We start from the raw sequence: 25,053 nt of genomic DNA on the forward strand, positions 1-25,053 counted from the left end.
GCGGGCAGCATGGCCAGCATCGATCATTCACAGGCGGAGGACAAGCCTTACGGCGCCTTCGCACCGCCGCGCGGCTTGTCGCGCCTCATCGCCTGGACGCGCTGTGCGTCCGACAGCTTCTTCGGCCGCAAGTTCGCCTATGCCCTGCGCCGGCTCGGCCTGCGCTCGCTCGCGGGGCGCCCGGTCGACATCGAGTCGCTGGGCGCGCGCATGCGGCTGTATCCGGACGGCAATGTCTGCGAGAAGCGGGTGCTGTTCACGCCGCAATATTTCGATCCCGTCGAGCGCGACATCCTGGCCTCGCGCCTGCGCGACGGCTTCCGCTTCATCGACATCGGCGCCAATATCGGCGCGTATTCGCTCTTCGTCGCCGCCAAGGCCGGGCCGAGTGCACGCATCGTCGCGGTCGAGCCCCAGCCCGAAGTCTTCGCCCGGCTGGCCTTCAACATCGCCCAGAACCCGTTCGGCACGATCAAGGCGGTGGCCTGCGCGCTCGCCGACAAGCCGGGCGAGCTGACGCTCTTCCTCGACCCGACCAATCGCGGCGAATCGAGCGTGCGCATCCTGCGCTCGAGCGCCGGCAGCACGGTGCGGGTTCCCGCCATGACGCTGCTCGCGCTGGTCCAGAACGAGGGCTATGAGCGCCTCGACGCGATCAAGCTCGATGTCGAGGGCGCGGAGGACCTGATCCTCGAGCCCTTCCTGCGCGACGCGCCGCAGAGCCTCTGGCCGGGGCTGATCGTCATCGAGGATTCGCGCCAGCGCTGGCAGAGCGACCTCGCCGCCCTGCTCGAGCGCAGCGGCTACACGCTGCTCGCGCAGACGCGGCTCAATCTCGTCTTCGAGCGCCCGCATACGCCGGCCGAACAGACTGTGATCGGCGGCTGAAGGCGCGGCGAAGGCGCCGCTTGAGCCGGCGCCGGCAAAGCCCTAGCAGTAGCGGCGCCAGGAGGCGGAGCGCGCCTCGCGCCGCAGCCAGGAGCCGGGCATGACCACGAGCGAGACGACATCATCCCCGGTCAGCGTGACCGCCGCGATCCTGGTCATCGGCGACGAGATCCTGTCGGGCCGGACCAAGGACAAGAACATCGGCTACATCGCCGAGTATCTGACGAATATCGGCATCGAGCTGCGCGAGGTCCGGATCGTCCCGGACGTGCAGGAGGAGATCGTCGCCGCGCTGAACGCGCTGCGGGCGCGCTACACCTACATCTTCACGACCGGCGGCATCGGCCCGACCCATGACGACATCACCGCCGATTCGGTGGCGGCGGCCTTCGGCGTCTCGATCGACCATGATCCGCGCGCCATCGCGATGCTGGCCGAGCGCTTCCCGCCCGACCAGCTCAACGAGGCGCGGCTGCGGATGGCGCGGATTCCCGCCGGGGCCGACCTCATCGCCAATTCGGTGTCGAAGGCGCCGGGCTTCAAGATCGGCAACGTCCATGTGATGGCGGGCGTGCCCTCGATCATGCAGGCCATGCTCGATGTGGTCGCCCCGACGCTGCAGACGGGGGTGAAGATCCTGTCCGACACGGTCCGCGCCGGTCTGCGCGAGGGCGATATCGGCACGGCGCTGGCCGAGGTCGCCAAGGCTCATCCGGACGTCTCGATCGGCTCCTATCCGTTCTTCTCGGAGACGGGGCCGGACACCAATGTCGTCGTGCGCTCGCGCGACCCCGACGCGCTGGCGGTTGCGATGGAGGCCGTGAAGGCGATGATCGCGGCCGAGCAGGCGAAGCTCGGCGCCTGACGCAAGGGCTTTTGCGGGGACGAACGGCGCGTCGCCTCTTGCCAGCGGCGCGCCGATAGGGTTTTGCCACGGGCTGAAGGGCCGTTCGCGCCCGTACCGATCCGGAGCCTCCGCGCCATGGCCGAGCCGACCTCCAACAAGGCTTTCCCCGTTTCCTGGGACCAGTTCCACCGTGACGCCCGGGCGCTCGCCTGGCGGCTCGCGGAGAAGGGGCCTTTCGAGGCGATCGTCTGCATCACGCGCGGCGGGCTGGTGCCGGCGGCGATCATCTGCCGGGAGCTGGGCCTGCGCCTGATCGAGACGGTCTGCGTCGCCAGCTATCACGACTACAAGAACCAGACCGAGCTCAAGGTGCTCAAGGACGTCGCCCCCTCGATCAAGGCGATCGGCGACGGCAAGGGCCGGGGGGTGCTCGTCGTCGACGACCTCACCGACACCGGCAAGACGGCCCGTGTCGTGCGCGAAATGCTGCCGAACGCGCATTTCGCCACGGTCTACGCCAAGCCCGCCGGCGTGCCCACCGTCGACACCTTCGTCACGGAGGTCAGCCAGGACACCTGGATCTATTTCCCCTGGGACATGGGGCTGGCTTATGTCGAGCCCATCGCCAAGGATCACAAGGGCTGAGGGCCACCTGGGCTGAGGGTGGGCCGGCCGCCACCGTCTCGAGGAGATCGCGATGATCGACACAGCGACGGACCGGCCCAACCGCATACCCTGGCCGCCTCTGCTCTACGGCGCGGCCATTCTCGTCGCGATGGTGCTGCAGAGGCTGCTGCCACTGCCCTATCCTGCGCCCGACGGCGCGCTTGCGGGCTGGCTCGGCCCCGTCGGCTGGGCGCTGCTGGCGGTCGGGGCCGGCTTCGATCTCTCCGCCATGGCGACGATGGCCCGCGCCCGCGCCAACATCCTGCCGCATCGCGCTGCGACCGCGCTGGTCGAGAGCGGGCCCTTCGCGATCAGCCGCAACCCGATCTATCTCGGCAACACCCTGATGATGGTCGGGGCCGGCCTCGGCTTCGGCAATCTCTGGCTGATCGTGACCGGGCTCGTCGCCGCGTTCCTGGTTCTGAAACTCGCCATCGCACGCGAGGAGGCGCATCTCGAAGCCGTCTTCGGCCCGGCCTGGCTGGCCTATCGCGGCCGCGTCCGCCGCTGGATCGGCCGGCACTGAGAAGGCCTTCGCAAGGGCGGGCTTTCGCACCGCCGCGGCCCGCGCTCCCACGGATTGCCGCCCTGGCAAGGCACAAAGCGACGATCGGTGCGTTGAACGTCGGGAAGACGATCAGGCGAAGCTTCCACTTCGCCCGATGGATCACTTCGCCCGATTGACCTCGCCGAGCCCGTCTCGGTCTCATGACCTCACACCGGTGGACCCGTGACAGCGATGACCGAGCGCTCCGAGCCGCGCCAGGCTCCCGCCCCTTCGATCAACTGGCGGCGCGGCCCGGTGTCGATCGGCGTCCTGTTCGGCGTCCTGGCTCTGCTACTCGTGTTCCTGCCGACGACGCTGCTGATCGTCTTCGCGGGTCTCTTGCTCGCGATCCTGTTCAGGTCCTGCGGCGTTCGCATCGGCCGGCTGCTCTCCATCGCCCCCGGCTGGGGCGTGGCCCTCTTCCTGCTGGGCCTCGTGCTGCTGCTCGCCGGGGGCGGGGTCGCGATCGCGCCGGCCGTCCTGCATCAGTTCGACGAACTCTGGCGCGAGGTGCCCGCGGCGGTCGACAGCGTGATGGCGTGGATCAAGGAGTACGAATCCGGGCGCAGGGCGCTCGAACAGCTCAGTCCGAGCGATCTCTGGTCTTTCGAGGCGGGCGGCGTGGCCACGCAGGCGGTCGGTTCTGTCTTCGGCACGCTGGGCAACATCGTCCTGCTTCTGTTCATCGCGCTTTACGGCGCGGCCGATCCTAGGACCTATCGCCAAGGGTTTCTTAAGCTGATCGCGCCGTCGGGCCGGGCGGACGCCAAGATCGTCCTCGCCCGCAGCGTCGACACGCTGCAGAACTGGCTCGTCGCGCAGTCGATCGCAATGGCCGTGGTGGGCGTGCTGACCGGGCTCGGCCTGTGGCTGATCGGCATCCCGCTGGCGCTGGTGCTGGGCCTGATCGCGGGGTTGCTCGCCTTCATTCCCAATGTCGGGCCGGTCCTGGCGGCTGCTCCGGGCCTGCTCCTGGCGGTGCCCCAGGGCATGAACACCGTGCTGATGGTCCTGGGGGTCTATGTCACGGTTCAGGCGCTCGAGAGCTATGTGATCACGCCCATCCTGCAGAAGCAAAAGGTCTCGCTGCCGCCGGTGCTGGTGATTGCCCTGCAATTGGCCTTCGCAACCCTTTTCGGCCTGCTCGGCCTGGCTCTCGCCACGCCCATCGCCGCGCTCTCGCTGCAACTGACCCGGGATCTCTACGTCACGCGCTATCTCGAGCGCGACACCCTCGCTGCCGACGAAGGCTGAACGGCGCGCCCGCGCGGGGCAGCCTTCCATGGCCGGCGCCGGTCAGCGGGCCCGCAGCGCCACGCTCATGCCGGCGATCACCAGCACCATGCCGGCGATCTCGATGGCGGAGGGGTACTCGCCGAGCAGCAGGATCGCGGCGAGCGCGGTGACGACCGGGTTGAGCGGCAGGAACAGGGTCGCCCGCGAGGCGCCGAGCCACTCGACCGATTTGGTGTAGAGAAACAGCGCGCCGACGCCGACCAGCGCGCCCTGATACACCGCCTGCAGCGCGATCGCCGGCCAGGCGGCCTCGCCGAGCCGAATCGGCATGGTCAGGGCGAAGACCGGCAGCAACAGCAGCGAGAGCAGGCAGGTCGCGATGGTGACGTCGATCGCGTCCGTCCGCCAGCGCAGGGCGAGTAGCCCGAAGACCGACCACATCACCGCATTGGCGACGAAAAAGAGATCGCCGACCCAGGCGCCGGCCCCTGCGCCCGATTCCCCGAAGGCCTGCCAGCCGAAGGCGCCGATGCCGGCCAGCACCAGAGCGAGCCCGAGCAGCCGCAGCGGACCCGGCCTCTCGCCCAGCACGAGGAAGGCCAGCGCCACCGTCATCACCGGGATCAGGCCGGGCACGATGACCGAGGCGTGCAGCGCCGGGGCGAAGGTGGCGCCGCCGACCAGAACGAGGGCATAGGGCGCGCCGGCCAGCGCGGTCAGGATCAGCGCGCGCCGCCAGCCGAGCGCTCCGACCGGAAAGGGCCGCATCCGCCGCCGCGCGAGCGGCAGAAGGATGAGTGACGCCACGACGAAGCGCAGGATGGTGACATCGGCCGCGCTCAGCCCATCCGCCACCGACTGGCGCGAGACCACGGACTGGACGCCCCAGATCAGGCTGGTCAGAAGCCCGCAGCCGATGCCGAGCCAGAGGCGGCGGCGCGCGGAGGCGGCCGGGTCGGGAGAGGCGAGGTCTGACACGAGGGGCTTTCGCAAGGCACGGGGCCGGAGACACGCTCCGGCGTGCGTCCGCTCCTATGCTTGGCCCGCCTTCGCCGGGCAAGGGGCTTCGGCGCCGAAGCAACCCTGCGCTCGGTGCAGTCTACCCTGCCAGAAATCGCTCCGCCGCGCCGTGCAGGACCTGGACACCCAAAGCGAGGTCCTCGTCCTTCGTGTCCTCGCTCCAGTGATGCGAGATGCCGCCGATCGAGGGCACGAACAGCATCGAGGCGGGCATTGTGCGGGCGATGACCTGCGCGTCGTGGCCGGCACCCGAGGGCATGGTCTGCCAGGCGCCGGGCGCGAGGGCCTCGGCGGCCTCGGAAAGGGCCTGCATCATCGCGGGATCGCAGAGCGCCGGCACCGCCTTCGAGACGGAGGAGAGCGTGATCCTGCAGCGCTCGCGGCGGTTGGCCTCCTGCACCAGCGACCTGAGCCCCGCCTCCAGCCGCTCCAGCACGGCCACCGAGACGTCGCGGAACTGGAACAGGATCTCGGCCCGGCCGGGAATGATGTTGGGCGCATCGGGCTCGAGGCGGAAGCGGCCGGTGGTCCAGGTCGTGCGCTCGCCGACGAGACGCGGGAACTCGGCGTCGATCGCCGCCAGCAGCCTGACCGCGCTCAGGCCCGCATCCTTCCGCTCGGCCATGGTGGTGCCGCCGGCATGGTCCTGCTGGCCCTCGACGATGATGCGCCATTGCCAGATCGCGACGATCCCGGTGACGACGCCGAGCCGCAGGCCCGCCTCTTCGAGCTGCGTGCCCTGCTCGATATGCATCTCATAATAGCCCTTGTAGCGGCCGATCTCGAGCTGTCGGCGCGGCAGGCCCTCGAGTCCGGCGGCGCGCAGGGCGTCGCGCAGCGGTGTGCCGTCGGTGCGGTTGCGGGCGCCGTCGATGGCCTCCTCGGTCAGATCGCCGATCATCGAGCGGCTGCCGGGCAGGCTGAGGCTGAAATGGCCTTCCTCGTCGGCGAAGGCGCAGACATCGACCGGGAGGCTCGCGCGGGCGAGCGCGATGCCGGCGACGACGCCGAGCGCGCCGTCGAGCCAGCCGGCCTCGTTCTGCGATTCGATATGGCTGCCGACGAGCAGATGCGGGCCGGGGCCGGGATGGCGGCCATAGACATTGCCGATGCCGTCGATCGAGGCCTCGAGCCCGCACTCGGTCAGCTTGGCCATCAGCCAGCGGCGGGCTTCCATGTCCTCCCGCGAATAGGTCGGGCGGTGGACGCCGGTCTTGAAGGTGCCGATGCCGCGCAGCTCGTAGAGATCGCGCAGGAAGGCTTGGGTGTCGACGGCAGGCATGGCGGGCTCGCTTTCGGGCAGGCGGGGCGGCGCGGGGTGTTTCAGGCTCAGGCGGGCGGTTGCTGGCCGACCGCGCCGGCGAAATCGGCGACGGTTGAGACCCAGCCGAAGAAGGTCTCGATGTTGTAGAGCGCGGCCTTCTGGGCGAAGTCCGGCCCGGCAGCATGGGTGGCGTCTTCCAGAACGACGCTGAAATATTCGAGATGGAAGGCATCGCGCAGCGAGGATTCGACACAGACATTGGTGGCGATGCCGGTGAAGACGAGATTGCGGATGCCCCGCACCCGCAGCAGGCTGTCGATGTTGGTGTTGAAGAAGACGCTGTAGCGCGGCTTGGGCACGACGATGTCGCCCGGCTGCGGCGTCAGCGCATCGACGATGGCGTAGTCCCAGCCGCCCTTGGCCAACAGCTTGCCGTCGAGCTCGGGCTTGCGGCGCATCGTCTTCAGCGCATTCGACTTGTGCCAGTTCGGAGAGCCCGGCCCGCCGGCCTCGCGATAGCCCGCGTCCCAGCCATTCTGCAGGAAGATCACCGGGATGCCGGCGCGGCGGGCGGCCTCGGCGGCGAGGGCGACCTGTCGGATCACGGCGGGCGTTCCGGTGATGTCGAAGCCGGCGATGTCGATATAGCCGCCGGGCGAGGCATAGGCGTTCTGCATGTCGACGACGATCAGCGCGGTTTTCGCGGTGTCCAGCCGTAGCGGCTCGGGCCGGGCCGGCAGGACGATCGAGGCGGCAGTCGTGTCAGGCTCGGGCAGACCGGCGGCGGACAGGGCGTGCATCGGCATCTCCGGCAAGGCATGGGCGCTCTGGCGCAGGCGAGCATCGCATGCCGGGCCAGGCCGGCAAGATGCGTCGGTTCTGCCAGCAAGAGCCATGCCGGGCCGCCTTGCGCCGCGGTGCCGTTCCGGTCTGAAACTTGCCTCGGCCGAATCCGGGAGGACGCGCGATGAATGACGGGGTCGAAGGCTCTATCGCGGACGAGGCGGCGCTGGCGGCGCGGCTGCTGGACGAGATCACCCAGGCGCGGGCCGATGCCCGCGAGGACCCGTTCGGCAATCCGGTCCTGCGCGTGACGCTGTGGCTGACGCGGCGCATGGACCGCGGCGAGCTCGATGTCGAGGCGGCCTGCGGGCTCGTGCGGCGGCTGGGGCGGGAGGCGCTGCGGCAGCGGGCAGGGCGGCTGGCGGCCTATGTCGGGCTCGACGGCGATGGCGAGGGCGCCTTCGCCACGCTCGCCGGAACGCTCGCGGAGGCTGCGTCCGGCGCGGCCGATCCGCTGGCCGCCTATCGCGAGGCGGTGGAGCGGCTGCGCTTCGCGGCCGTCTTCACGGCGCATCCGACCTTCGGCATGAGCCGCAGGCTCGCCCATGCCCTCGCCGCTGAGGCCAGCGGGGAGGCGGGTGGCGAGGCGGTAATCGACGATGCGGCGCTGTCCTTCCGGCCCGATGGGCGGATCACGCTGCAGGACGAGTTCGAGCAGGCGCGCTACGCCGTGCGCCATGCCCGCGACGCGATCGACCGGCTGAACGCCGCGCTGCTGCGGGCGGCGCAGGGGCTCGCGCCCGAGCGCTGGCACGGCCTGGCGCCGTGCCCGGTCATCCTCGCCTCCTGGGTCGGCTGCGACACCGACGGGCGCACCGATATCGGCTGGTGGGACACGCTGCGCTACCGGCTGGAATCGAAGCAGGGCCAGTTCGCGCGCATCCTGGAAAAGCTTCCGGCTGTGCCGGCAACCGCTGCCGTGCGCGAGCTGGTCGGCACGGCGCTGGCGGCGGTCGAGCGGCAGCTGGCGCTGGCGCCGCCGATCACGACGCAGCCCGATCTGCCGGCGCTGCGGGCCTTCGCTCTGTCGCTGGTCAACGAGCGCGAGGCGGCGCTGCCGGAGGCGTCGGGACTTATTGCGGTGTTGGATGAAGCCATCGCGCTCTCTGCCGATGATGACACGACGATGGCGCTGTGCCTGGTCAAGGCCGGCTGCGTCGCCCATGGCGTCTCGATTGCGCTGCCGCATTTCCGGCTCAACGCCTCGCAGCTCCACAACGCCATGCGCGGCGTGATCCCGCTCGACGAGGAGCCGACGCAGCCGGCGCAGCGGCGCGCCTTCCTCTCGGCGGTGAACGGGCTGCTGGCCAAGGTCGCGCCGATTGCGGTCGATTTCGGCGCTCTGGCGGCCGAGCGCGCCTCGGCGACGCGGATGCTGATGACGATCGCGCAGATCGTGAAGCATGTGGATGGCACCAAGGCGGTGCGGTTTCTCGTCGCCGAGACGGAGACCGGCTACACGCTGCTCTGCGCGCTCTGGCTCGCCACCCGCTTCGGCATCGCCGACCGGGTCGAGATCTCGCCGCTCTTCGAGACCGAAGACGCGCTGGAGCAGGGGCCGCGCATCATCGACGAGGCGCTGCGCAGCCCGCATTTCCGCGCCTATCTCAAGCGCCATGGCCGCTTCTGCGTCCAGTTCGGCTATTCCGATTCCGGCCGCTATATCGGGCAGGTCGCCGCGACCTTCTGGATCGAGCGGCTGCGCATCCGCATCTGCGAGCTGCTGCGCCGCTACGATCTCGCCGAGGTCGAGCTGGTGATTTTCGACACCCATGGCGAATCCGCCGGGCGGGGCGCTCATCCCGGAAGCCTCGCCGACCGGCTGGCCTATCTCGAACCCGCCTGGGCGCGCGCCGCCTTCGCCAAGGCCGGCCTGCGCACGGTGCGCGAGACCAGCTTTCAGGGCAGCGACGGCTATCTGATGTTCGGCACGCCGCTTCTGGCGGCGGCGACCGTCGGGCGCATCGCGGAGGCGGTGCTGGTGCCGGTGGCCGAGGACGTCGCCGACCCGATCTATGACGAGCCCGATTTCGCCAGCGAGTTCTTCCAGACCGTGCGCGAGGAGATGACGACGCTGGTCGACGACCCCGGCTATGCCGCGCTGATCGGCACCTTCGGCCCCTCGCTGCTCGACAAGACCGGCTCGCGCCCGGCCGCGCGCCAGAGCGATGCCGGCGGGCCGACGCGCATCCGCCATCCGCGCGAACTGCGCGCCATCCCCAACAACGCGATCCTGCAGCAGCTCGGCTGGCTCGCCAACAGCGTCCACGGCATCGGCCAGGCGGCGGCGCGCGCGCCCGATCTGTTCAACGCGATGCGCGAGCGCTCCGATCGCTTCGACCGGGCCTATCGGCTGGCGGAGCACGCGCTCGCCGCCAGCGATCTCGACGTGCTGCGCGCCTATCTCGACTCGCTCGACCCCGGCAGCTGGTTCGACCGGGCGCGGCGCACGCTGCGCGAGGGACGCCGCGACGAACTGCTCGCCGTCGGCGAGGCATTGTCGCGGCTCGATCTCGCGCCTTCGCTGCGCAGCCTGTTCTGGCGGCTCTCCTCGGATGCGCTGAAGCTGAAGGCGGCGGCGCCGGACGTGCCGGAGATGCCCGCGCGGCTGGTGGCGCTGCATGCGCTGCGGCTGGCGGCGATGCACGGCATCTGGCTGCGGGCGAGCCACATCCCGGATTTCCGGCCCCATGCCGGTATCACCCGCGAGGTGCTGGTCGAGCGGCTGCTGCGGCTCGACGTGCCCGCCTGCCTCGCGCTGCTCGCCGACATCTTCCCGCTGCGGCCCGACCCGACCATCGGGCTCGATTTCGGCGAGCCGCCGGGCCCGCGCGAAACCGGCACCTATGAGGCGCTGCACCGCGACGTGATCACGCCGATGCAGGGGCTGTTCGAACTGCTGCGCGAGATCTCCGGCGCGATCCAGCACGAGATCGGCGCCTTCGGATAGGGATTCAAACCTGGCGGCATCCGTCATTGCGAGGAGCGTCGCGACGAAGCAATCCAGGGGGGACGTCGAGCGCTGCGGGATCTGGATTGCTTCGCTTTTGCTCGCAGTGACGGCGAGTTCGGGCTTCGATCGTCGTTGCATCCTCAGGATATCGGCTTACCTAGGCTGAGAGGAAACGCCAGCCGGGAGCCGAGCCAAGCATGGCCGACACCGAACGAGACCTGCCCGTCTTCGATGCGGCGGGCGCAAGGATCACCCTGTTCCAGGCCCTGCTGCAGGCGGTTTCGCGCCATGGCAAGGGCCGCGTCGCGGTCGAGGATGCCGAGCGCAAGCCGCTGAGCTATGGCAACCTCGTGCTCGGCGCGCTCGTGCTCGGGCGCAAGCTCGCGGGCTTCACGCAGCCGAAGGAGCATGTCGGCGTGCTGCTACCGAATGTGCAGGCGCTGGCGGTGACGCTGTTTGGGCTGTCGGCCTTCGGCCGCGTGCCGGCGCTCTTGAACTTCACCGCCGGCGTCAAGAATCTGCGGGCGGCGGGCGAACTCGCCGAGCTGAAGACGATCGTCACCTCGCGGCGCTTCGTCGACCAGGCCAAGCTCGAGGACGAACTCGAGGCGCTCGGCGAGAACAGGCGGGTCATCTATCTCGAAGACGTCCGCAAGGAGATCACCAGCCTCGACAAGGCCCTGGGGGCGCTGGCGAGCCTCGCGCCGCGCTTCGTCCATCGCTCATACGCCGCCGCGCCGGACGAGGCGGCGGTGATCCTGTTCACCTCCGGCACCGAGGGCAAGCCGAAGGGCGTGGTGCTGAGCCACGCCAATCTCGTCTCGAATGCGCGGCAGATCTTCGCGCTCGCTGCCGGCTTCCTGTCCGAGCGCGACATCGTCATGAACCCGCTGCCGGCCTTCCACTCCTTCGGGCTAACGGCGGGCATGCTGATGCCGCTGCTCTCGGGCATGAAGGTCGTGCTCTATCCGAGCCCGCTGCACTACAAGCAGGTGCCGAAGCTGATCGGCGAGACCGGCTGCACCTTCCTGTTCGCGACGGACACATTTTTGCAAGGGTATGCGCGCGCGGCCGATCCCAACGACCTCAAGAGCGTGCGCTATGTGGTCGCCGGGGCGGAGCGGGTGAAGCCCGAGACGCGGCGGATGTGGGAGCCCTACGGCACCACGATCCTCGAAGGCTATGGCTGCACGGAATGCTCGCCGGTGCTCGCCTGCAACACGCCGCTGGCGACACGCGAGGGCAGCGTCGGGCGGCTGCTGCCGGGCATCGAAGCGCGGCTGGAGCCGGTCGAGGGCATCCATGAGGGCGGCAAGCTCTGTGTGCGCGGCCCCAACATCATGGCCGGCTATCTCAGTGCCGACCGGCCGGGCGTGCTCGTGCCGCCGGAGGGCGGCTGGCACGACACTGGCGACATCGTCACGCTCGATGACGGCTTCGTCGTCATCAAGGGCCGGGCGAAGCGCTTCGCCAAGCTCGGCGGCGAGATGGTGTCGCTCGCGGCGGTCGAATCGATGGTGTCCGGGCTCTGGCCGGACTTCAACCATGTCGTGGTGGCGCTGCCCGACGCCCGCAAGGGCGAGCAGCTCGTCCTCGTCACCGAGAAGCCCAATGCCGAGCGCAGCGTGCTGCAGGAGACGGCGAAAGTGCAGGGCTTCCCGGAACTCTGGGTGCCGCGCGCCATCCTGGTGACGAACTCGATTCCCGTCCTCGGCAATGGCAAGATCGATTATGGCGCGACGCTCGAACTCGCCCGCTCGCGACGCTCGCTTCTGTAAAGCCACAATCATGCTGTTGCTGCGGCCCATGATTCTGCTCAGTTCCGCCGCTCCCCTGCTCGGGGCCCTGCGCGCCGCGGCGCTTTCGCCGCTGCTGTTCCTCGCCCCGGGCGATCTCGCGGCGCAGGAGCGCGGCGCCGTCTATGAGCGCCGCGACGAGTGCATCGCCGGCGGCATCCTGACGGCGGAGCAGTGCGAGTTCGCCTATCGCAACGCCCGCGCCGAATTCGAGCAGAAGGCGCCGCGCTACGCCTCGCGGGCGCTGTGCGAGCGCAGCCACAAGCGCTGCGGCGCGCAGATGATCGCGACCGGCGGCTGGGAGAGCTTCGGCAAAGGCGGGGCGACCTATGTGCCGCGCTTCACCGGGGTGCGGGTGACCGGGGAGGGCGCCGCCCGCCGGGCCTTCCCGGTGATCGAGGGCGGCGGGCACGTCGCCTTCGCCGGGCGCAGCGTCAGCGAGTTGCAGGACAAGGTCGCCGGGCGCCAGGGCACGATCGGGCTCGCGGCCTCGCGCGGCCATGGCGGGAACGCTCCGCAGAGCGGGGCGCCTTACGTCAAGCGCGGCGACCGCGACGACACGGTGCGCGTGCCGATGCAGGAGAAGCCGATCGGCTCGAACGTCGCGCCGGGCCTCTATGTCGATCCCGACGGCGTCGAATGGTACAAGCCGGCGCGGCGGAACTGAGCCTTACCCTCCCCCCGCTTGCGGTGGGGAGGGCCGGGGTGGGGGGCAGTTCCGCTCGGCGGTCTGCTCAAGCCTAGGGCGAAACCTGCTTTGCGGCCCCCCATCCCTCACCCTTCCCCACCGCAAGCGGGGGGAAGGGGACGAGCCCCGGCTTCGAGCGAACGCCTTGGTTGCGTGCTTGCAGCGCTTGCGCGGCGGCGTCCGCGCCGCTACCGCTCTGCCTCAGGCGGACGTGGCGAAACTGGTAGACGCAAGAGACTTAAAATCTCTCAGCCGCGAGGCTATGCGGGTTCGATCCCCGCCGTCCGCACCACCTCGGTCGTCGCCATTTCAGCGCTCTGCCTGTTTCCCGAACACCACCGTCAGATTGTTCGCGGGCATCTCGATCACCTTGGGCTCGCCGAACCCCGCCGTCGATGCCAGCGCCGTGACCTCGCCGAGGTCGCGCAGGCCGAAAGCCGGGTCCCGTTCGCGCAGGCTCTCGTCGAAGGCGGCGTTGCCGGGCTCGAGCGGGCGGCCGGGGCGGCGGAAGGGGCCGTAGAGGATCAGCTGCGCGCCCGTCGGGAGCAGGGCGCCCGCGCCGCGGAACAGCCCTTCCGTCGCCGTCCACGGCGCGATGTGGATCATGTTGATGCAGAGGATCGCCCCCGGCGTCTCGCCGGGCGGCAGGGTCGCCGGCCAGGCGGGATCCGCGGCGTCGATCCGCCGCGGCGGCAGGACGTTCTCGCGGCCAGACTGCGCGGTCCAGGCGGCGATGCTCGCCAGGGCCTCTGGCGCCGGATCGCTCGGCAGGAAGCGCAGAGCCGGCATAGCTTCTGCGAAATGGACGATGTGCTCGCCCGAGCCGCTGGCGATCTCGAGGACGAGGCCGCTTTCCGGCAGAAGGGAGCGCAGCGTGTCGCGGATCGCGTCGCGGTTGCGCGCCGCCGCCGGCGCATGGAGGCGGCGGTCGGCTTCGGCTACTGCGGCGGCGGGTTCCCAGGGGCTCGGCCTCGTCTGCGTCATCACAAGGCCCTTTTTAAAAAAATCGGTCCGAACCATCGCCAGAGGCGCAACATCCGCTATAAGGGGCGAGGAAGCAGGCCGCCATCGCTGCGGCTCTGCATGATACGGACTGGTTTTGTTAACCGAAATTCTGATCGTCGTGGCCCTGACCGTCATCAACGGTCTGCTCGCCATGTCCGAGCTCGCGGTTGTCTCCTCCCGTCCCGCCCGCCTCAGGGTTCTCAGCGATCAGGGCAGCAAGGGCGCCGCAACGGCGCTGCGCTTGGCCGACAATCCCGGCCGCTTCCTCTCGACCGTCCAGATCGGCATCACCCTGGTCGGCGTGCTGTCGGGCGCCTTTTCGGGCGCCACGCTCGGCGCGCGGCTGTCGGAGTGGCTGATCGGGCAGGGGTTCTCGCGGGTGGTTTCGGATGGGTTCGGCGTCGGCCTCGTCGTCGTGGCGATCACCTATCTCTCGCTGATCATCGGCGAGCTCGTGCCCAAGCAGATCGCGCTGCGCGATCCCGAGCGGGTGGCGGCGCGCGTCGCGCCGGCGATGCTGCTGCTTTCGAAGGTCGGCGCGCCGCTGGTCTTCCTGCTCGATATTTCGGGGCGGGCGGTGCTGGCCTTGCTCGGACAGAAGGGCGAGTCGGAGGAGAGGGTCACCGAGGAGGAGGTCCGCACCATCATCGCCGAGGCCGAGACGGCCGGCGTGCTGGAGCGCGACGAGCGCGAGATGATCACGGGCGTCATGCGCCTCGCCGACCGGTCGGCGCGCGCGCTGATGACGCCGCGCCGCGAGGTCGAGGTCATCGACCTGACCGACAGCGCCGACGAGATTCGCGCGCAGCTACGCGCCACGCGGCGCTCGCGCCTGCCGGTCCAGGACGGCGAGTCGGATTCGATCATCGGCGTCGTCGTGGTCAAGGAGTTGATCGACTTCCTCTCCGATGGCGGCACGCATGAACTGCGCGGGCTGGTCAGCGAGGCGCCGGTGGTGATGGACACGGCCGGAGCCCTGCAGGTGCTGCGCGAAATCCGGTCGTCACGCGTCCATATGGCGCTCGTCTTCGACGAATACGGGCATTTCGAAGGCATCATCACGCCGGGCGATGTGCTGGAGGCGATCATTGGCGCCTTCCAGGAAGAGGAACAGGATGAGCCGCCGATCGTCACCCGCGCCGACGGCTCCTGGCTGGTGGCGGGCTGGATGCAGGTCGACGAATTCTCGCACGAACTCGGTATCCACATTCCGCGCGACGCCGATTTCCAGACGGTCGCCGGCTTCATCCTGGCCGAGCTCAACCATCTGCCGGTCGTTGGCGAGGTCTTCGAGAAGGGGCATTGGCGCTTCGAGGTCGTCGATCTCGACGGTCGCCGCATCGACAAGATCCTGGTCAGCCGGATCGACTGATCTGGACTTGCCATGTTTGACGTTCGGCAGCGGTGCATGGTTTAAGTCTGGCTAGGGGTTCACCGCGACGACCCCGTGAGGCTTCGGCCCAAGGCTCGCGTCCAATATCCTCAGCTTCAGGATGGACGCCCATGTCTTCCAACATCTCGATCAGCGCTGCCCCGTTGTCGAAGCTTGTCGGCCTGCCCGATGCGCCCGTCATCATCGATGTCCGGATCCCCGACGATGTCGCGGCCGATCCGCGCCGGCTGCCGGGCTCGGACAGCCGCTCCCACACCGATGTCAGCGTCTGGGCGAACGCCTATGCCGGGCAGCGCGTGGTCGTGTCCTGCCAGCGCGGCCTGAAGCTCAGCGAGGGTGTCGCGGCCTGGCTGCGCCACCACGGCGTCGCCGCCGAAAACCTCGCGGGCGGCTTCGAGGCCTGGCGCGACGCGGGCGGCCTCCTGCTGCGCAGCGCGGCGCTGCCGCCGCGCGATGCCGCCGGCCGCAGCGTCTGGGTCACGCGGACGCGGCCGAAGGTCGACCGGATCGCCTGCCCCTGGCTGATCCGGCGTTTCGTCGACCGGCACGCCGTCTTCCTGTTCGTTTCGCCCTCGGAGGTCGCCGCGGTGGCCGAGCGCTTCGCGGCGACGCCCTTCGACATCGAGGGCGTGTTCTGGAGCCACCGCGGCGAATGCTGCAGCTTCGACGTCATGATCGAGGAATTCGGGCTCGCGACGCCGGCGCTCGACCGGCTCGCGGCGATCGTCCGCGCGGCCGATACCGCGACCCTGGAGACCGTGCCCGAGGCCGCCGGATTTCTGGCCGCATCGCTCGGCCTCTCGCGCATGTTCAGGGACGATCTCGCCCAGCTCGACGCCGGCATGCTGCTCTACGACGCGATGTATCGCTGGTGCCGGGATGCCAGCGAGGAAACCCATAATTGGCCCGCCGCGGCCGGCGCTGCCAAAGGGCCGACACTGTGACCACCCTCCCTCCCGACAACGACACCGCGGCCCCGGCCAAGCTGCCGACGCTGGCGGAGGCGACACGCGTCTGGGCCCGCATCGGCCTGCTCTCCTTCGGCGGGCCGGCCGGGCAGATCGCGCTGATGCACAAGGAATTGGTCGAGGATCGCCGCTGGATCGGCGAGGAGCGGTTCCTGCACGCGCTGAACTACTGCATGCTTTTGCCGGGCCCCGAGGCGCAGCAACTCGCCGTCTATATCGGCTGGCTGATGCACCGGACTCTCGGCGGGCTGATCGCCGGGCTGCTCTTCATCCTGCCCGGTGCGGCCGTGATGCTGGGCCTGAGCATCCTCTACGTGCTCTACCGCGAGGTGCCGCTCGTCGACGGGCTGTTCTTCGGCATCAAGGCGGCGGTGCTCGCCGTGGTGGTCGAGGCCGGCCTGAGGATCAGCCGCCGGGCCCTGAAGAACCGGGCGATGGTGGCGCTCGCGATCGCCGCCTTCCTCGCGATCTTCCTGTTCAAGGTGCCGTTTCCGGCGATCATTCTGGCGGCCGGGCTGATCGGCTGGGCGGGACACCGCTGGCTGCCCCGCGTTTTCGGCGGGCAGGCCGCCCAGGCCAAGGCCGGGACCGCCGTCACGGGCGTCGTCGACGCGCTGTTTGCGCGCGGCGAGCTCGATCATGTCCGGCCTTCGACCGGCCGCGCGCTGCGGACGCTGGCGATCTGGCTGCCGCTCTGGCTCGGCCCCGTGCTCGCGCTCTGGCTGCTGACCGGGGGAGAGAGCGCCTGGACGCAGCTCGGCCGCTTCTTCAGCACCATGGCGGTCGTCACCTTCGGCGGCGCCTATGCGGTGCTGGCCTATGTCGCGCAGGCGGCGGTCGAGACCCATGGCTGGCTGCGACCCGGTGAGATGATCGACGGGCTCGGCCTCGCCGAGACGACGCCGGGGCCGCTGATCCTGGTGCTGCAATTCGTCGGGTTTCTCGCCGGTCACCGCGCCGCGGGAGAGCTTTCGCCGCTGCTGGCGGGGAGCCTGGGCGCGCTTCTGACGCTGTGGGTGACTTTTACGCCCTGCTTCCTGTGGATCTTCCTCGGCGGCCCCTATGTCGAGGCGCTGCGCGGCAACAAGGCGCTTTCAGCAGCGCTGGGCGCGATCACGGCCGCCGTGGTCGGCGTGATCATAAACCTCGCGCTCTGGTTCGGCCTGCATGTGCTGTTCAGGGAGGTCCGCCCGGTCGCCCTGTTCGGGCTCTCGCCGGACTGGCCGGTGCTGGCGTCGCTCGACTGGCGCGCGGCGCTGCTCAGCGCCGGCGCCATGGTCGCGATGCTGCGCCTCAAGGTCGGGATGATCCCGACACTCGCCGCCTGCGCGGCGGCTGGTGTGCTTCTGACCCGTCTGCCGGCCTGAGCGGCTGCGCTCAGCGGCGCGGGGGCTCGCCGGAGTCGATGATCCGGTACTCGGCATCGACGATCTCGCCGCGCGCGGGCGAGGGCGGGCGCTCGGAGAAGGCGCCGGGCGCGCCAAAGCCGGCCGCCTTCATGCGGCTGCGCAGGCGCCAGATCGCGATCGCGCCGGCTACCGCCGCAACCGGCAGCAGGATCAGCGCCAGGCTGGCGGCCAGCAGGAAGAGCACGACGCCGATCACGAGGCTCGCGGCCATCGCCAGCCAGGCGGCCCAGCGCGGCATCGTTGTGGCGCGACCGCCGATCTGCTCGGAGAAATTGACCCGGATCATCTGCTTTCGGTCCTCGGTTCATCCCCAAGCTAGGTGCGAATTGCGGCGAAGGCGAGATCACCCGTCGCCCCGGTTCAGCCACCGTCGCGGGCGCTATCCTGCCAGTCATAGAGCCAGGCATAGCGCCGGCCCAGACCCTCGGCGCCGAGATGGCGGAGCGCGAGGTCGCGTCCGATGGCGAGCGGCCAGCCGAGATGGAAGTTGCGGCCGTTGCCGCGGCTCGCCTCCTGGACACGGGCCACGCGGGCGGCGCGAGCCGTGGCATAGGCGGACAGGGCGGCGGGAACGGCTTGCGGCCCGTCCGTCTCCAGCGCCTTGGCCAGGAGCCGTGCCAGCACCGCCGCATCCTCGATCGCCAGCGAGGCGCCCTGGGCGAGGAAGGGCAGCACGGGATGGGCCGCATCGCCCAGAAGCGCGATGCGGCCCTGCGCCATCGCCGCCGGTTTGCGGTCGAACAACGACCAGACCTGCCAGCCCGAGGCCGCGGCGACGAGATCGCGCAGACCCTGCGAGGCCTGGGCGACGGTGCTGGCCGGCAGACGCGGATCGCCCTCGCGCGACCAGCCTTCGCGGGCCTCCGGGCTGCGGCGGATGATGACGAGATTGGTCTCGCGCCCGGCCGCGACCGGGTAATGCACGGCGTGGCGGCCGTCGCCGAGATGGAGCTGGACCCGCGCCGGGCCGCGCTCCGCGGGCGGCGCCAGTGCGCGCCAGGCCTCGAAGCCGGTGTAGACCGGAGGCGAGGTGTCGCCGACGGCATCGCGCATGCGCGACCAGAGCCCGTCGGCGCCGATCAGGGCGAGGCCCGACACGCGCTCCGACTGTCCGCTGGCACCGGTCAGGGTGGTCGAGACGCCGTCGGCCTCCTGCGTCACGCTCTCGAGGCCGCGGCCGACGACGAGCCGGATGTTGGGCATGGTGCGGGCGGCATCGAGCAGCACGGTGTGCAGGTCGCTGCGCTTGAGCAGCCGGTAGGGCGTCGCCAGCCGTTCGGGATGGGACGGCATCTCCAGCAGCGCGCGGCCGTCGCGCCAGCGCCGGACCGCCAGGCCATGCGAGGAGACGGCGACGCGCTTGAGCGGCAGGGTCAGGTCGAGCCCGTCCAGCACCCGTCCGGAATTCGGGCTGATCTGCAGCCCGGCGCCGAGTTCGCCGAAGCCTGTGCGCTTCTCGACCACGGTGACGCCGATGCCGCGGCGGGCCAGCGCCAGCGCCGCGGTGAGCCCGCCGATGCCGGCGCCGGCGATCAGAACATGGGGAGCGGGCACTGGGCTCAGGCCTTCGTCGTCGAGGCGGGACGGCCGCCGCCTTTGCGAGGCGCGCCCCAGGGCCGCCGGGGCGGCCGGCTCAGGGCAAGAGCGCCGTCAGGCGGCCTGCGCCGTCTCGTGATGGGCGCATTCGGGTGGCGAGCAGGTCCCGGCCTTCAGGGTCGCGTCGAATTTGTAGAGCGTCGAGCAATAGGGGCAGACGATCTCATGGTCGGCGCCCATGTCGAGATAGACATGCGGATGGTCGAAAGGCGGCTTGGCACCGACGCACATGAATTCGCGCGCACCGACATGGATGACGGCGACGCCCTTGTCGTTGTGGAAATGCGGAATGCCGTGATCGGCCATGATCGTCGCTCTTGCTTCGTGATGTGGCTGCAAACTACCGCGCCGGACGGCTGCGCGCCAGTGCGCGATTGTCTCAGCGCGGTGCCGCCGGGCGCAGGCAGGCCTGGGCGAGCTCGGTGACGCGCCCGCGCCCGGCCTCGTCGAGCCGGTCCGCCAGCGTCGCTGCCCACAGCCCCTCCCGCTTCAGCGAATCAGCCGTGCAGACGCAGAGCCGCTCGCAGGCTTCCGCGCCGAGCGGGGCCTGCGGCGCAGCTGCTCTGGCAGGACAGCATGAAGCCGCGCTCCTGCGAGGCGGGCGGCGAGGGGGACAGCTGCAGGGCCAGCATCAGCGCGCCGATGAAGACCGGCTGATGGACGAGATAGACCAACAGGCTGTGGCGCCCGCCCCAGGCGACGATCCGGGCCGGCAGCGAGGCCGGGCGCCAGGCGGCGAGGCGGCTGCCGATGAGGCGCGGCAAAGCGAGCCGCGCCAGCACCATCCCTGAGAGCACGCAGCCGAACCAGGGGAAGATCGGCACGAAATCCGCCGTCACGATCGGCGCGCGCGAGAAGCCGAGCCAGGCGAGCCAGGGCGCATCAAGCAGCGGATGGGCGACGAGGACCGGCAGGGCGAAGGCGACGACCGCAGCGACCGCCACGGCGCCAGCCGGCAAGCGCAGGAAGGGCAGAGCGAGCACACTGCCGAGCGCGACATGATGCAGGATGCCGAAGAAGATGAAGCTGCGCGGCATCGCGAAGAACGTCGCGAGCGTCACCAGCGTGGCGGCGCCCGCGACCATCGCGAGGCGCTTCAGGAAGGCGTGGCGATTCAGGCCGTTCCGGGTGGCCAGCACGAGGCTGATTCCGACCAGCGTCAGGAAGGAGCCGGCGATCAGCCTGGCGAACCAGCGCCAGCCGGGATCGGAGGGGACATGCGTCTCGATCACCCCGAAATAGGAAAGATCATAGGCGAAATGGAAGACGAACATCGCCAGAAGCGCGAGGCCCCGGGCGAGGTCGACGACCTCCAGCCGCAGGCGCGGCGAGGGGGCGGCAGCGAAGGGAGGAACGACGCTCATGCCGGCCTTCATAGGCAGGCTGCGGCGCGACCGCTACCCAAAGCGGGGCGTTGATGGCATGGGAGAGCCCACTTCCCGCGACGGTAACGGACTGCCATGCAGAGCTTCTCATCCGACGGCGTCAACCTCGCCTTCATCGATCTCGCGCCCACCGGCGATGTCGACCGGCACGAGACGGTTATGCTGGTCCATGGCTTCGGCTCCAGCCACATGGTCAACTGGGTCAACACCCAGTGGACGAAGACGCTGACCCATGCCGGCTACCGCGTCGTCGCGCTCGACAATCGCGGCCATGGCCAGAGCCAGAAGCTCTACGATCCGGCCAGCTATTCCTCCCAGATCATGGCCGAGGATGTGCGGCGGCTGATGGACCATCTCGCCATCCCGCGCGCAGCGGTGATGGGCTATTCGATGGGCGCGCGCATCTCCGCCCATCTGGCGCTGGCGCATCCGCAGCGGCTGACCGCGCTGCTGCTCGGCGGGCTCGGCATCCATCTCGTCGAGGGCGTCGGCCTGCCGCTCGGGATTGCGGACGCCATGGAGGCGCCCTCGCTCGATGGGCTGACCGACCCGATGCAGCGGATGTTCCGCGCCTTCGCCGAGGCGACGAAGAGCGATCTCAAGGCGCTCGCCGCCTGCATCCGCGGCTCGCGGCAGACGCTGAGCGAGGCCGAGGTCGGCCGCATCGCCGTGCCGACCCTCGTCAGCGTCGGCACGACGGACGACATCGCGGGCTCGGGCCCGGCGCTGGCGCGGCTCATCCCCGGCGCGGAGGCCTTCGACATCCTGGGGCGCGACCACAACCTCGCCGTCGGCGACAAGACCCACAAGCAGGCGGTGCTCGACTTCCTGTCGCGTTTGTGAGGTCGCGGGGAGACGGTTCGAAAACCCTCTTCCGACAAGCGTTTGCGGAACAATTTTGACAAACCGAATCCGGCGCCCCACATGCGGGCGGCCCATCGCCCTCAAACAGCTTTGGCGTCGATGCCGCCTCGGGTGCTAGGATCGGCCTCGCCGAACGACCCTCTCCGGAGAGCAACCATGTCGTCAGGACGCTCCGTCGCAGAAGCCCGCGACCCCGCGAGCGGGCTCGAACGGCTCGACCCCGTCTGGTCGCGCCTGCGCCGCGAGGCCGAGGCTGCGCTCGCCGCCGAGCCGGCGCTGGGCAGCCTGATCCTCGCCTCCGTGCTGAATCAGCCGGGCTTCGAGGCCGCCGTCAGCCACCGCGTCGCGGCGCGGCTCGGCCATCCCGCCGTGCCGGCCGATCTGATCGAGCAGGCCTTCGCCGAGGCGCTCGCCGCCGACGCCACGGTGGGGCCCGGCATGCGCGCCGACGTCGTCGCGGTGCTCGATCGCGACCCGGCCTGCTACCGCGTGCTCGAGCCGGTGCTGTTCTTCAAGGGCTTCCACGCGCTGCAATGCCACCGGTTGGCGCATTGGCTCTGGCAGCAGGAGCGGCGCGACTTCGCGCTCTATCTGCAGGGCCGCGCCTCGGAGGTCTTCCAGACCGACATCAACCCCGCCGCGCGCATCGGCAAGGGCATCTTCCTCGACCATGCCACCGGGCTCGTCGTCGGCGAGACGGCGGTGATCGAGGACGACGTCTCGATGCTGCACAGCGTCACGCTGGGCGGCACCGGCAAGCAGGGCGGCGACCGCCACCCCAAGATCCGCAAGGGCGTGCTGCTCGGCGCCGGTGCCAAGATCCTCGGCAATATCGAGGTCGGCCAGTGCTCGCGCGTCGCGGCTGGCTCGGTCGTGCTGGCGAGCGTGCCGCGCAACAAGACGGTCGCGGGCGTGCCGGCCAAGGTGGTCGGCGAGGCGGGCTGTGCCGAGCCGTCGCGCTCGATGGACCAGATCCTCGGCGGCGATTGCGGCGCCGACATCTGAGCCGCGCGGCCTGCGGCCTCAGCCCTGCGCGACCAGCCAGGCGGCGATCTCGGCCTGGCGCGGATGCGGGCGCTCCGCGGTCGCGGGTGCCACGGTCAGCCGCTCGCTGAGCGGCAGCGGCGGCTGGAGCGGCGCGACCAGCCGCCCTTGCGCGAGCAGCGGCGCCACCAGCGAGAGCCGCCCCATCAGCACGCCCGAGCCGGTCAGCGCCGCGTCCAGCGCCAGGCTGTAGAGCGAGAAGCGCGGGCCCCGCGTCGCATCGAGGTGGCGCGGCGCCCCGGCATGAGCGAGCCAGCGCGACCAGTCGCTTTGCCAGACGGCGTCGTACAGCAGCGTCTGGCCGGCGAGATCGGCGGGTGAGCCGAGGCGTTCCGCCAGCGCGGGCGCGCAGACCGGCAGGATCGCATCCTCGCCGGGCAGCGTCAGCGCCTGCGGGCCTGAGCCCGGCTCGCGATAGAAGATCGAGAGATCATGCGGCTCGCGGCGCGGATCGGGCGGGGCCTCCATCGCCGAAATCGAGACCTGCAGATCCGGCCAGGCGCGCTGCAGGGCCGGCAGGCGCGGCGAGAGCCAGAGCTGGGCGATGCAAGGTAAGGCGGCGATGGTGAGCGCGCGCTGGCTCTCGCTCTCGCGCAGGCTCTGGGCGGCCTGGGCGAGGATGTCGAAGCCGCGCGTCAGCCGGGGCAGGACCTCGCGCGCGGCGGTCGTCGGCACCACGCCCTGCGGCAGCCGGCGGAACAGCGAAAGCCCCAAAGCGACCTCGAGCTGGCGGATCTGCTGGGTCACCGCGCCGGGCGTGACGCCGAGCTCGGCGGCGGCCTCGGTGAAGCTTTCCAGACGCGCAGCCGCCTCAAAAGCGCGCAGCGCCTTGAGCGAGGGCAGGCGGGGGCGGGGCGGCTTGATGGCCATGGGAGCGTCCGGCGGGAGGCTGAGATTTTCTCCGCCTACCGGCGACGAATACTCGTTTGCGCCGGCCCGCGCAAACCGCTCCTATGCGTGAGGTTTCAGGCAGGCCCCGGCGGGGCGGGAGAATGGCGATGACGGCACTGGGCAGGCGCGACTGGGTTCCCGCCGCGAGCGAGGATTACGTGCTCGAGATCGCCGGCGGTGTCAGCGGCCAGCCGCTCGACGCGATCGAGGCCAGGCTTTCGGCGCTGACGACGGAAAACCGCAACATCCACGAGCGCGACTGCTTCAACCTCAACCCCGCGACCAATGTGATGAACCCGCGCGCCGAAGCGGCGCTGGCCTCGGGTCTCGGCGCCAGGCCCTCGCTCGGCTATCCCGGCGAGAAATACGAGATGGGGCTGGAGGCGATCGAGCAGATCGAGATCATCGCCGCCGAGCTCGCGGCCGAGGTCTTCGGCGCCAAATATGCCGAGATCCGCGTGCCCTCGGGCGCCATCGCCAATCTCTACGCCTTCATGGTCGCGGCCAGGCCCGGTGACTGCATCATCGCGCCGCCGCCCTCGATCGGCGGGCATGTCACGCATCACGGCGCCGGCGCGGCCGGGCTCTACGGCATCGTCACCCATCCGGCGCCGGTCGACGCGACGAACTACACCGTCGATGTCGCGCAGCTGCGCGCGGATGCGCGGCGGCTGAAGCCGAAGATGATTACCATCGGCGCGAGCCTGAACCTGTTCCCGCATCCGATCCGCGAAATCCGCGCGATCGCCGACGAAATCGGCGCGCTCGTGCTGTTCGACGCCGCCCATATGTCGGGGATGATCGCCGGCCAGGCCTGGCAGCAGCCGCTGGAGGAGGGCGCCCATCTGATGACGATGAGCACCTACAAAAGCCTCGGCGGCCCGCCCTCGGGGCTGATCGTCACCAATGACGCCGCCATCGCGGAGCGGCTCGACGCCATCGCCTATCCCGGGCTGACGGCGAATTTCGACGCGGCGAAATCGGCTTCGCTGGCGATCACGCTGCTCGACTGGAAGGCCCATGGCCGCGATTACGCGCAGATGATGGCCGCCACCGCCAAGGCTCTGGGCGAGGCGCTCTGCGAGCGGCAGATCCCGGTCTATGCGCGCGAGCGCGGCATCACCACCTCGCACCAGTTCGCGATCGAGGCCCATGCCTATGGCGGCGGCCAGGCGGCGGCGCATAAGCTGCGCGCCATCAACATCCTGAGCTGCGGCATCGGCCTGCCGCTGCCGGAGGTGGCGGGAGACGTCAACGGTCTGCGGCTCGGCACCCCCGAAATCGTCCGCTTCGGCATGACCCCGGCCGACATGCCCGAACTCGCTGCTTACATCGCCGAGGGTCTGAATGGCTCGCGCCCGGCGGAGGCGATCGCGCGGGATGTCACGGCGTTCCGGGGGAGGTTCCGGGGGCTGCATTTCATGCGGTGAGGGGAGAATTCCTGACTCCCCGAACGTCCTGTTTCGGGGGTAGATCCTCCGGTGTGCCGCGTGCCCGAGATGCCCTTTCTGCGGCTTTGGGAACATTGCTCTAGCGCGTATCAGGTTCTGATTACGCAAAGCCTTGATGAGTGAGGGTGGCAAAGCGCATCGGTTCAGCGCGCTCCAAGCTGGTTCGACCATCGCGATTTCGTCGGTCCCTAACCGAGCGCTGCAGATGACGTTGCAGCGCACCGCTGGCGGTTCGGCGCTATAGGCGGCGAGTGGCAAACTCTCCCGGTCGCGACTACAGTTGAACATAGAACAGTCTT

At 70.0% G+C, this 25,053-nt stretch carries 23 protein-coding genes and 1 tRNA gene; 15 read left to right on the forward strand and 9 right to left on the reverse strand.

Annotation, left to right across the window (positions count from 1 at the left end; genetic code table 11):
• Positions 1-9 precede the first annotated feature (9 nt).
• The 5 genes from SJY11_RS12190 to SJY11_RS12210 all read left to right on the forward strand — a co-directional run bounded on the left by SJY11_RS12190 (position 10) and on the right by SJY11_RS12210 (position 4,202).
• Entirely contained in the window at positions 10-888 is an 879-nt protein-coding gene (locus SJY11_RS12190) for an FkbM family methyltransferase (RefSeq protein WP_376986886.1), read from the forward strand.
• Between the two features lie 100 nt (positions 889-988).
• On the forward strand, positions 989-1,753 hold the full coding sequence (locus SJY11_RS12195; protein WP_376986888.1) for a competence/damage-inducible protein A: 765 nt from the start codon (positions 989-991) through the stop codon (positions 1,751-1,753).
• A 117-nt stretch (positions 1,754-1,870) separates the two neighbouring features.
• Positions 1,871-2,380, forward strand: coding sequence for a xanthine phosphoribosyltransferase (gpt, locus tag SJY11_RS12200; RefSeq protein ID WP_291826491.1), 510 nt, complete (start codon positions 1,871-1,873; stop codon positions 2,378-2,380).
• 52 nt (positions 2,381-2,432) lie between these two features.
• Entirely contained in the window at positions 2,433-2,927 is a 495-nt protein-coding gene (locus tag SJY11_RS12205; protein WP_376986889.1) for a methyltransferase family protein, read from the forward strand.
• Positions 2,928-3,140: 213 nt separating this feature from the next.
• On the forward strand, positions 3,141-4,202 hold the full coding sequence (locus tag SJY11_RS12210; RefSeq protein WP_376986890.1) for an AI-2E family transporter: 1,062 nt from the start codon (positions 3,141-3,143) through the stop codon (positions 4,200-4,202).
• 42 nt (positions 4,203-4,244) lie between these two features.
• On the opposite strand, the gene SJY11_RS12215 is transcribed toward SJY11_RS12210, so the two are convergent.
• The 3 genes from SJY11_RS12215 to rutB all read right to left on the reverse strand — a co-directional run bounded on the left by SJY11_RS12215 (position 4,245) and on the right by rutB (position 7,268).
• On the reverse strand, positions 4,245-5,162 hold the full coding sequence (locus SJY11_RS12215) for a DMT family transporter (RefSeq protein ID WP_376986892.1): 918 nt from the start codon (positions 5,160-5,162) through the stop codon (positions 4,245-4,247).
• Between the two features lie 121 nt (positions 5,163-5,283).
• The gene (locus SJY11_RS12220) at positions 5,284-6,486 is read right to left on the reverse strand and encodes a Zn-dependent hydrolase (protein WP_376986893.1); all 1,203 of its coding nucleotides are present in this window, start codon (positions 6,484-6,486) and stop codon (positions 5,284-5,286) included.
• A gap of 47 nt (positions 6,487-6,533) precedes the next feature.
• The gene (gene rutB, locus SJY11_RS12225) at positions 6,534-7,268 is read right to left on the reverse strand and encodes a pyrimidine utilization protein B (protein WP_376986894.1); all 735 of its coding nucleotides are present in this window, start codon (positions 7,266-7,268) and stop codon (positions 6,534-6,536) included.
• A 167-nt stretch (positions 7,269-7,435) separates the two neighbouring features.
• Here rutB and SJY11_RS12230 point away from each other — a divergent pair, with 167 nt between their 5' ends.
• The 4 genes from SJY11_RS12230 to SJY11_RS12245 all read left to right on the forward strand — a co-directional run bounded on the left by SJY11_RS12230 (position 7,436) and on the right by SJY11_RS12245 (position 13,040).
• Positions 7,436-10,261: a phosphoenolpyruvate carboxylase gene (locus SJY11_RS12230; RefSeq protein WP_376986895.1), complete on the forward strand. Its 2,826-nt coding sequence runs from the start codon at positions 7,436-7,438 to the stop codon at positions 10,259-10,261.
• A gap of 200 nt (positions 10,262-10,461) precedes the next feature.
• Positions 10,462-12,042 carry an AMP-binding protein gene (locus tag SJY11_RS12235; RefSeq protein ID WP_376986896.1) on the forward strand — a complete coding sequence of 527 codons (1,581 nt, stop codon included), beginning with the start codon at positions 10,462-10,464 and terminating at the stop codon, positions 12,040-12,042.
• A gap of 28 nt (positions 12,043-12,070) precedes the next feature.
• The gene (locus SJY11_RS12240; RefSeq protein ID WP_376986897.1) at positions 12,071-12,727 is read left to right on the forward strand and encodes a DUF1190 domain-containing protein; all 657 of its coding nucleotides are present in this window, start codon (positions 12,071-12,073) and stop codon (positions 12,725-12,727) included.
• 226 nt (positions 12,728-12,953) lie between these two features.
• A tRNA-Leu gene (locus SJY11_RS12245) sits at positions 12,954-13,040 on the forward strand.
• A gap of 17 nt (positions 13,041-13,057) precedes the next feature.
• On the opposite strand, the gene SJY11_RS12250 is transcribed toward SJY11_RS12245, so the two are convergent.
• Positions 13,058-13,732: a DUF938 domain-containing protein gene (locus tag SJY11_RS12250; RefSeq protein WP_376986899.1), complete on the reverse strand. Its 675-nt coding sequence runs from the start codon at positions 13,730-13,732 to the stop codon at positions 13,058-13,060.
• A gap of 130 nt (positions 13,733-13,862) precedes the next feature.
• On the opposite strand from SJY11_RS12250, the gene SJY11_RS12255 reads away from it, so the two are divergent.
• The 3 genes from SJY11_RS12255 (at position 13,863) to chrA (ending at position 17,481) form a co-directional block, all read left to right on the forward strand.
• The gene (locus tag SJY11_RS12255) at positions 13,863-15,125 is read left to right on the forward strand and encodes a hemolysin family protein (protein WP_376989316.1); all 1,263 of its coding nucleotides are present in this window, start codon (positions 13,863-13,865) and stop codon (positions 15,123-15,125) included.
• Positions 15,126-15,256: 131 nt separating this feature from the next.
• Entirely contained in the window at positions 15,257-16,090 is an 834-nt protein-coding gene (locus SJY11_RS12260; RefSeq protein ID WP_376986900.1) for a chromate resistance protein ChrB domain-containing protein, read from the forward strand.
• Entirely contained in the window at positions 16,087-17,481 is a 1,395-nt protein-coding gene (chrA, locus tag SJY11_RS12265) for a chromate efflux transporter (RefSeq protein ID WP_376986901.1), read from the forward strand. The genes SJY11_RS12260 and chrA overlap by 4 nt, the downstream gene beginning before the upstream one ends.
• A gap of 10 nt (positions 17,482-17,491) precedes the next feature.
• On the opposite strand, the gene SJY11_RS12270 is transcribed toward chrA, so the two are convergent.
• From SJY11_RS12270 to SJY11_RS12285, 4 genes are all read right to left on the reverse strand, one after another.
• A complete protein-coding gene (locus SJY11_RS12270; RefSeq protein ID WP_326909398.1) occupies positions 17,492-17,809 on the reverse strand; it encodes a hypothetical protein in 318 nt (105 codons plus the stop codon).
• 74 nt (positions 17,810-17,883) lie between these two features.
• Positions 17,884-19,077 (reverse strand): FAD-dependent monooxygenase, encoded by a 1,194-nt coding sequence (locus SJY11_RS12275; RefSeq protein WP_376986903.1) that lies wholly within the window; start codon positions 19,075-19,077, stop codon positions 17,884-17,886.
• Positions 19,078-19,173: 96 nt separating this feature from the next.
• A complete protein-coding gene (locus tag SJY11_RS12280) occupies positions 19,174-19,425 on the reverse strand; it encodes a zinc-finger domain-containing protein (protein ID WP_376986904.1) in 252 nt (83 codons plus the stop codon).
• 191 nt (positions 19,426-19,616) lie between these two features.
• The gene (locus tag SJY11_RS12285; protein ID WP_376986905.1) at positions 19,617-20,483 is read right to left on the reverse strand and encodes an acetyltransferase domain-containing protein; all 867 of its coding nucleotides are present in this window, start codon (positions 20,481-20,483) and stop codon (positions 19,617-19,619) included.
• Between the two features lie 96 nt (positions 20,484-20,579).
• On the opposite strand from SJY11_RS12285, the gene SJY11_RS12290 reads away from it, so the two are divergent.
• Positions 20,580-21,347, forward strand: a complete 768-nt coding sequence (locus SJY11_RS12290; RefSeq protein ID WP_376986906.1) for an alpha/beta fold hydrolase — start codon at positions 20,580-20,582, stop codon at positions 21,345-21,347.
• Positions 21,348-21,524: 177 nt separating this feature from the next.
• Positions 21,525-22,373 carry a serine O-acetyltransferase gene (gene cysE / locus SJY11_RS12295; protein ID WP_376986908.1) on the forward strand — a complete coding sequence of 283 codons (849 nt, stop codon included), beginning with the start codon at positions 21,525-21,527 and terminating at the stop codon, positions 22,371-22,373.
• Positions 22,374-22,391: 18 nt separating this feature from the next.
• Here cysE and SJY11_RS12300 read toward each other — a convergent pair whose 3' ends face one another.
• A complete protein-coding gene (locus SJY11_RS12300; protein WP_376986909.1) occupies positions 22,392-23,282 on the reverse strand; it encodes a LysR substrate-binding domain-containing protein in 891 nt (296 codons plus the stop codon).
• 128 nt (positions 23,283-23,410) lie between these two features.
• On the opposite strand from SJY11_RS12300, the gene SJY11_RS12305 reads away from it, so the two are divergent.
• The gene (locus SJY11_RS12305) at positions 23,411-24,733 is read left to right on the forward strand and encodes a serine hydroxymethyltransferase (protein ID WP_376986910.1); all 1,323 of its coding nucleotides are present in this window, start codon (positions 23,411-23,413) and stop codon (positions 24,731-24,733) included.
• The last annotated feature ends 320 nt before the right edge of the window (positions 24,734-25,053 follow it).

Source organism: Allobosea sp. R86505 (assembly GCF_042466375.1).
Taxonomy (GTDB): Bacteria; Pseudomonadota; Alphaproteobacteria; order Rhizobiales; family Beijerinckiaceae; genus Allobosea.

Excerpts from the sequence above, each read along its gene's own strand:
- SJY11_RS12190 (WP_376986886.1), top strand. The coding sequence starts at position 10 with ATGGCCAGCATCGATCATTCACAGGCGGAGGACAAGCCTTACGGCGCC.
- SJY11_RS12195 (WP_376986888.1), top strand. The coding sequence starts at position 989 with ATGACCACGAGCGAGACGACATCATCCCCGGTCAGCGTGACCGCCGCG.
- gpt (WP_291826491.1), top strand. The coding sequence starts at position 1,871 with ATGGCCGAGCCGACCTCCAACAAGGCTTTCCCCGTTTCCTGGGACCAG.
- SJY11_RS12205 (WP_376986889.1), top strand. The coding sequence starts at position 2,433 with ATGATCGACACAGCGACGGACCGGCCCAACCGCATACCCTGGCCGCCT.
- SJY11_RS12210 (WP_376986890.1), top strand. The coding sequence starts at position 3,141 with ATGACCGAGCGCTCCGAGCCGCGCCAGGCTCCCGCCCCTTCGATCAAC.
- SJY11_RS12220 (WP_376986893.1), bottom strand. The coding sequence starts at position 6,486 with ATGCCTGCCGTCGACACCCAAGCCTTCCTGCGCGATCTCTACGAGCTG.
- rutB (WP_376986894.1), bottom strand. The coding sequence starts at position 7,268 with ATGCACGCCCTGTCCGCCGCCGGTCTGCCCGAGCCTGACACGACTGCC.
- SJY11_RS12230 (WP_376986895.1), top strand. The coding sequence starts at position 7,436 with ATGAATGACGGGGTCGAAGGCTCTATCGCGGACGAGGCGGCGCTGGCG.
- SJY11_RS12235 (WP_376986896.1), top strand. The coding sequence starts at position 10,462 with ATGGCCGACACCGAACGAGACCTGCCCGTCTTCGATGCGGCGGGCGCA.
- SJY11_RS12240 (WP_376986897.1), top strand. The coding sequence starts at position 12,071 with ATGATTCTGCTCAGTTCCGCCGCTCCCCTGCTCGGGGCCCTGCGCGCC.
- SJY11_RS12250 (WP_376986899.1), bottom strand. The coding sequence starts at position 13,732 with ATGACGCAGACGAGGCCGAGCCCCTGGGAACCCGCCGCCGCAGTAGCC.
- SJY11_RS12260 (WP_376986900.1), top strand. The coding sequence starts at position 15,257 with ATGTCTTCCAACATCTCGATCAGCGCTGCCCCGTTGTCGAAGCTTGTC.
- SJY11_RS12270 (WP_326909398.1), bottom strand. The coding sequence starts at position 17,809 with ATGATCCGGGTCAATTTCTCCGAGCAGATCGGCGGTCGCGCCACAACG.
- SJY11_RS12280 (WP_376986904.1), bottom strand. The coding sequence starts at position 19,425 with ATGGCCGATCACGGCATTCCGCATTTCCACAACGACAAGGGCGTCGCC.
- SJY11_RS12285 (WP_376986905.1), bottom strand. The coding sequence starts at position 20,483 with ATGAGCGTCGTTCCTCCCTTCGCTGCCGCCCCCTCGCCGCGCCTGCGG.
- SJY11_RS12290 (WP_376986906.1), top strand. The coding sequence starts at position 20,580 with ATGCAGAGCTTCTCATCCGACGGCGTCAACCTCGCCTTCATCGATCTC.
- cysE (WP_376986908.1), top strand. The coding sequence starts at position 21,525 with ATGTCGTCAGGACGCTCCGTCGCAGAAGCCCGCGACCCCGCGAGCGGG.
- SJY11_RS12300 (WP_376986909.1), bottom strand. The coding sequence starts at position 23,282 with ATGGCCATCAAGCCGCCCCGCCCCCGCCTGCCCTCGCTCAAGGCGCTG.
- SJY11_RS12305 (WP_376986910.1), top strand. The coding sequence starts at position 23,411 with ATGACGGCACTGGGCAGGCGCGACTGGGTTCCCGCCGCGAGCGAGGAT.